We start from the raw sequence: 5,385 nt of genomic DNA on the forward strand, positions 1-5,385 counted from the left end.
TGTCGTGTTCGGCGCCGTCCGGGTGAAAGGGCACGCCGACCACCAGGGCATCGGGCTGCCATTCCTTGATCAGGGCCGCGATGGCCGTGAAACGCGCGTCACCTTCGGCGGCGATGGTGCGCAGCGGCTGGCCCTGGCGCAGCAGCGCCGAGCCGGTCGCCGTGCCCACCCGCTTCACACCAAAATCAAAGGCCAGAAAAGAGGAGGATGACGAAGCAATGCGCCCTGGCGGCGTCATGCATGCCCCGCTTCGGTCGACAGCATGCGCGGGTCGATGCCCAGCTCGGCCAGCGCGCGGCGGTAACGGTCGGCCACGGGAGTGTCGAAGATGATCTCCGGCGTGGCGTCCACCGTCAGCCAGTTGTTGCGGCCCAGCTCCTCTTCGAGCTGGCCGGCCGACCAGCCGCTGTAGCCCAGCGTGATCAGCACCCGCTTCGGGCCCTGGCCGTTGGCCAGCGCCTCCAGCACGTCCTTGCTGGTGGTCATGGACAGGCCACCGGGCACGCTCAGCGTGGAGTTGTACGCGCTGGCGTCGTCGTTCTGGCGGTCATGCAGCACGAAGCCGCGTTCGGTCTGCACCGGGCCACCGTAGAAGACCGGCTGCGCACCCAGGCCTTCTTCATCCAGCGCCAGGTCCACCTTCTCGAACAGGTTTTTCAGCGTGATGTCGATCGGCTTGTTGATCACCAGGCCCAGCGCGCCTTTCTCGCTGTGCTCGCACAGGTAGATCACGGCACCCGCGAACGCGTCTTCGGCCATGCCGGGCATGGCGATCAAAAACTGGTTGGTGAGGTTGATGCCGTCGGCCGCCATGGCCGGCATTCTATTTCAGGGCCGATCCCCGCACTGTTTCCGGCCCCGCCGGAAATTCAGAAGACACTGCGGACCATGCACAATTCCCTGGACCGGGCGCTGGTATGGTTCCGGCGCGACCTGCGGGCGGACGACCATGCTGCTCTTTACGCCGCCTTGCGTGCCGCGCGCCAGGTCTGGTGCGCCTTCGTGTTCGACGACGAGATCCTGGCGCCGCTGCCGCGCGCCGACCGCCGCGTCGAGTTCATCCGCGACAGCCTGGTCGACCTGGACGACCAGCTGCACAGCCTGGGGCTTTCGCACGGCGTCCAGCCGGTAAGGCTGATCGTGCGCCACGGCCAGGCCCGCGCGCTGCTGCCGCAGTTGGCTGCGCAACTTGGCGTGCAGGCGGTGTTCGCCAGCCATGACGACGAACCGGCCTCGCTGGCACGCGACAACCAGGTTCGCGGCGAATTGGCCGCGCAAGGCGTGTCGCTCTACACCAGCAAAGACCATGTGGTCTTCGAGCGGGCCGAGGTGATGACCGCCACCGGCACGCCTTACAGCGTGTTCACGCCCTACAAGAACGCCTGGCTCAAGAAGCTCACGCCGTTTTTCGTCAAGGCCTGGCCAGTGGCCCGCCATGCCGGGGCGCTGGCGCCATGGCCGGCCGAGCTGGGCGAGCCGGGCGTGCCGGAGTTGCACGACATCGGCTTCGAGCGCACCGACCTGCACCAGATGCGCCTGCCTTCGGGCAGCAGCGGCGCCCACGAGTTGCTGGCGGACTTCCTGGCCCGCATTGACGCCTACGACCGCGCGCGCGACTTCCCCGCCGTCAAGGGCCCGAGCTACCTGGGCCCGCATCTGCGCTTTGGCACGGTTTCGATCCGCCACCTGGCGCGCGAAGCCTGGCAGCGCATGCAGGCCGGCTCGCGCGGCGCGGAGGTGTGGCTGTCCGAGCTGATCTGGCGCGATTTCTATCACCAGATCCTGCACCACCACCCCCGCGTGGACGGCCACGCCTTCAAGCCGGAATACGACCGCATCAAATGGGCACACGGCAAGGAAGCCGACGCGCTGTTCGAAGCCTGGTGCGAGGGCCGCACCGGCTATCCGCTGGTGGACGCGGCCATGCTGCAGCTCAGCCGCACCGGCTACATGCACAACCGGCTGCGCATGGTGACGGCCAGCTTCCTGGTCAAGGACCTGGGGCTGGACTGGCGCCGGGGGGAGGCCTGGTTCGCACGCTGGCTGAACGACTTCGACCTGGCTGCCAACAACGGCGGCTGGCAGTGGGCCGCGTCGACCGGCTGCGACGCCCAGCCCTACTTCCGCATCTTCAACCCGGTCTCGCAGAGCGAGAAGTTCGACCCCGAAGGCAAGTTCATCAAGCGCTACCTGCCGCAGCTGGCCGCGCTGTCGGCCAAGGCCATTCATGCGCCGTGGCAGGCCTTGCCGCTGGAACTGGCTGCTGCTGAAGTCACGCTGGGCGAGAACTACCCGCTGCCCGTCGTCTCCCACGATGAGGCGCGCGAAGCAACGCTGGCGCGCTTTGCCGCTGCGCGTGGCGGCCCGGTCCAGGCCAGGGACAGCCCGCCGCGCAAGACCAGCAAGCGGTTGACGGCGATCCGCAACCACTGACGCGCCGCCAGCGCGTCGGTCGCAGTGGGCGCGTCAGAACAGCTCGACGTCGCTGGATTTCTCTTCGTCGGCCAGCAGGCCGTCGCGCCGCAAGGCCTCGCGGCAGCGCACCTGGTTGCGGCCGTTGTGCTTGGCGTAGTAGACCGCCTGGTCGGCGCGCTCGACGGCCGCCGTCGGCGAGTCGCCTGTGCGCACGTCGGTGAAGCCAATGCTGACGGTGATGTGCTTGACCTGCGGGAACAGGTAGGCCTCGACGCGGGTGCGGAAGCGCTCGAAAGCCAGCATCGCATCGTGCTCGGTGCCGCAGCGCAGCAGCAGCACAAACTCCTCACCGCCGAAACGGTAGAGCTGGTCGTAGAAGCGGAAGCTGCCGCGCATCACCCGCGCCACCAGCAGCAGCACCTCGTCGCCTATCAGGTGACCAAAGCCGTCGTTGACCAGCTTGAAGTGATCGATGTCCACGACGGCCAGCCAGTAGCGCAGCGGCGATTCCCGGCGGCGCGCTTCGTCGTCGGTCAACACCGCGACCGGCAGCGGCGCCGAGGCGCGGTAGAAGGATTCGTCGAAGCTCTTGCGATTGAGCAGGCTGGTCAGCGTGTCGCGCTCGCTGTAGTCCAGCATGCCAAGCTGGTTGCGCATCACCTGCAGCAGCGCCAGCGCATGCTTGCGCATGGTCGGCGTCAGCGCCTGGGCCGTCTCCAGCTCGATGATGGCCACCGGCGTTTCGTCAACCCACAGCGGAAACAGGCTGGTGGCCTCGGTCGGCCGCCAGGCGCGTGCCTGCTGCGACAACAGGCAGTCACACCAATCGGGCCGCTCGTCGAAACGCGGCTGGCCACGCAGGTCGGCCCACAGTGGCTCGATCTGCACCTCGGTGTGGCCGCCAGCTGCCGCAGCCTCGACGTGGGCCCGCATCAGCCAGCGCCGCCCCGGGTCTTCGCCCACCAGGCGGTGCAGCGCGACCCGGCGCGCACCGGAGAGCTCGGCCAGCGCGCTGAGCAAGCTGACATCGAGCGCGTCCCGGTCCCGAAGGCCGGTCAGTTCGGCGAGCCGTTCGACAATCGGTCGCATCGACAGCGCGGTTGCATGAACCCCCTGCTCCAACCGTCTATGCCTGGCGCCCCTTGCGCTCAGGCCGCAGCCGTCTCGCCAGCATAGTCGCGCACGAGCGAGAGCAGCAAGTCTTCGTCATAGGGCTTGCCCAGGTAGTGGTTCACGCCCAGCTCACGCGCATGCTCCTGGTGCTTCTCGGCAATGCGCGAGGTGATCATCACGACCGGCAGCTTGGCCAGGCGAGGATCGCTGCGCACGTTGTGCACCAGGTCGAAACCGTCCATGCGCGGCATCTCGATGTCGCACAGCATCACCGCCGGCGCTTCATCGGCCAGCTTTTCCAGTGCGTCCAGCCCGTCCTTGGCCAGCACCACGCGGTAGCCTTCGCGCTGCAGCAGGCGCTGCGTCACGCGGCGCACCGTCAGCGAATCGTCGACCACCATCACCAGCGGCGCCAGGCGCACCGGCTCGACCACTTCCGGCAGCACCGCTTGGGTCGCGGCATCCACCGGCGCAGCCAGCAGGCGCTGGCGCACTTCGGCACCGTACACCGCCGTCAGCGCCACCGGGTTGTAGATCAGCACCGTGTCACCGGTCGGGAGCAGCGACATGCCGGCGAGACCCGGCAGGCGCGAGAGCTGCGGCCCGAGGTTCTTGACCACCACTTCCTGGTTGGCCACGACCTGGCTGACGTGCACCGCAACCAGCTGGGCCGCCGAGCGCACGACCACCACCGGCAGGCTCTTGCCTTCAACCGGCCCGCGCAGCGACTGCTGCAGCAGGCTGCCCAGCCAGAAGAACGGCACGTCGACCTCGCCATGGCGCAGCAGGCCCGTCTGGTAGGCCGCCTCGACCTCGGCCGCCGGCACGCGGCGCACCATGTCGACCAGCGTCGACGGCAGCGCCACGGTCTGCGCGCCGGAATTCACCACCACCACCTGCGTCACCGCCGTGGTCAGCGGCAGCACCATCCGGAAGGCCGTGCCCTGGCCGGACGAGCTGGCGGTTTCGATCCGGCCGCCCATCGCGGTCACCTCGGAACGCACCACGTCCATGCCAATGCCACGGCCAGCCAGCTCGGTCACCTGGTCGGCAGTCGAGAAGCCTGGCGTGAAGATCAGGCCAGCCAACTCTGCTTCGGTCGGCCGGCTGTGTTCGTTGAGCAGGCCCATCGCGGTGGCGCGTTCGGCAATGCGGGCCAGGTTCAGGCCGGCACCGTCGTCACGCACCTCGATCTGCACTTCGTTGCCAGCCTGGCGCAGCGTCACGTCAATCGTGCCGCTGGCCGACTTGCCCATGGCCTCGCGCAGCGAGCCGCTTTCAATGCCGTGCACCACCGCATTGCGCAGCAGGTGCTCGAACGGCGGCGCCATGCGGTCCAGCACCGCGCGGTCCAGCTCGATGCCGCCGCCCTGCAGGTTCAGGCGCACCTGCTTGCCGGATTCCTTGGCCGCCTGGCGCACCACGCGGTAGAGCCGGTCAGACAGGGTGTCGAACTCCACCATGCGCGCGCGCAGCAGGTCGTCCTGCAGGTCGCGGTTCAGCCGTGCCTGCACGGCCAGCTGGTCTTCGGTGTCCTGCAGCGTCTGCTGCAGGCCGCGCTGCACGGTGCCCACGTCGTTGACCGACTCGGCCATCATGCGCGTCAGTTCCTGCACGCGGGTGAAACGGTCCATTTCCAGCGGATCGAAGTCCTGCTTGGAGTGGCGGGCCGCTTCCATGCGCGTGGCCATCTGGGTTTCGGCCTGCAGTTCCAGGTCGCGCAGCTGGCGGCGCAGCCGCTCCAGGTTGTCCGTCAGTTCCTTCAGGCCCAGCTGCATCTGGCCCATGTCGGATTCGATGCGGGCACGCGCAATGCCGACCTCGCCGGCATGGCTGACCATGCGGTCCAGCAGCGGC

Annotated in this window: 5 protein-coding genes; 1 reads left to right on the forward strand and 4 read right to left on the reverse strand. The window is 68.3% G+C overall.

From position 1 onward, the window contains the following. Together ruvX and FKP22_RS20110 are read right to left on the reverse strand one after the other, a co-directional pair. On the reverse strand, positions 1–238 hold a 238-nt coding region (ruvX, locus tag FKP22_RS20105; protein WP_141289474.1), incomplete at its 3' end, for a Holliday junction resolvase RuvX. Next, entirely contained in the window at positions 235–813 is a 579-nt protein-coding gene (locus FKP22_RS20110) for a YqgE/AlgH family protein (protein WP_141289475.1), read from the reverse strand. The genes FKP22_RS20110 and ruvX, both read right to left, overlap by 4 nt. 75 nt (positions 814–888) lie before the next feature. Here FKP22_RS20110 and FKP22_RS20115 point away from each other — a divergent pair, with 75 nt between their 5' ends. Then, positions 889–2,433, forward strand: coding sequence for a cryptochrome/photolyase family protein (locus tag FKP22_RS20115; protein WP_141289476.1), 1,545 nt, complete (start codon positions 889–891; stop codon positions 2,431–2,433). A gap of 33 nt (positions 2,434–2,466) precedes the next feature. Here FKP22_RS20115 and FKP22_RS20120 read toward each other — a convergent pair whose 3' ends face one another. Next, positions 2,467–3,504 carry a GGDEF domain-containing protein gene (locus tag FKP22_RS20120; RefSeq protein WP_141289477.1) on the reverse strand — a complete coding sequence of 346 codons (1,038 nt, stop codon included), beginning with the start codon at positions 3,502–3,504 and terminating at the stop codon, positions 2,467–2,469. A 59-nt stretch (positions 3,505–3,563) separates the two neighbouring features. Then, positions 3,564–5,385, reverse strand: a 1,822-nt coding sequence (locus FKP22_RS20125) for a hybrid sensor histidine kinase/response regulator (RefSeq protein WP_141289478.1), incomplete at its 5' end; no start/stop codon positions are given.

It is taken from the genome of Ideonella azotifigens, assembly GCF_006519715.1.
GTDB lineage: Bacteria > Pseudomonadota > Gammaproteobacteria > Burkholderiales > Burkholderiaceae_C > Ideonella > Ideonella azotifigens.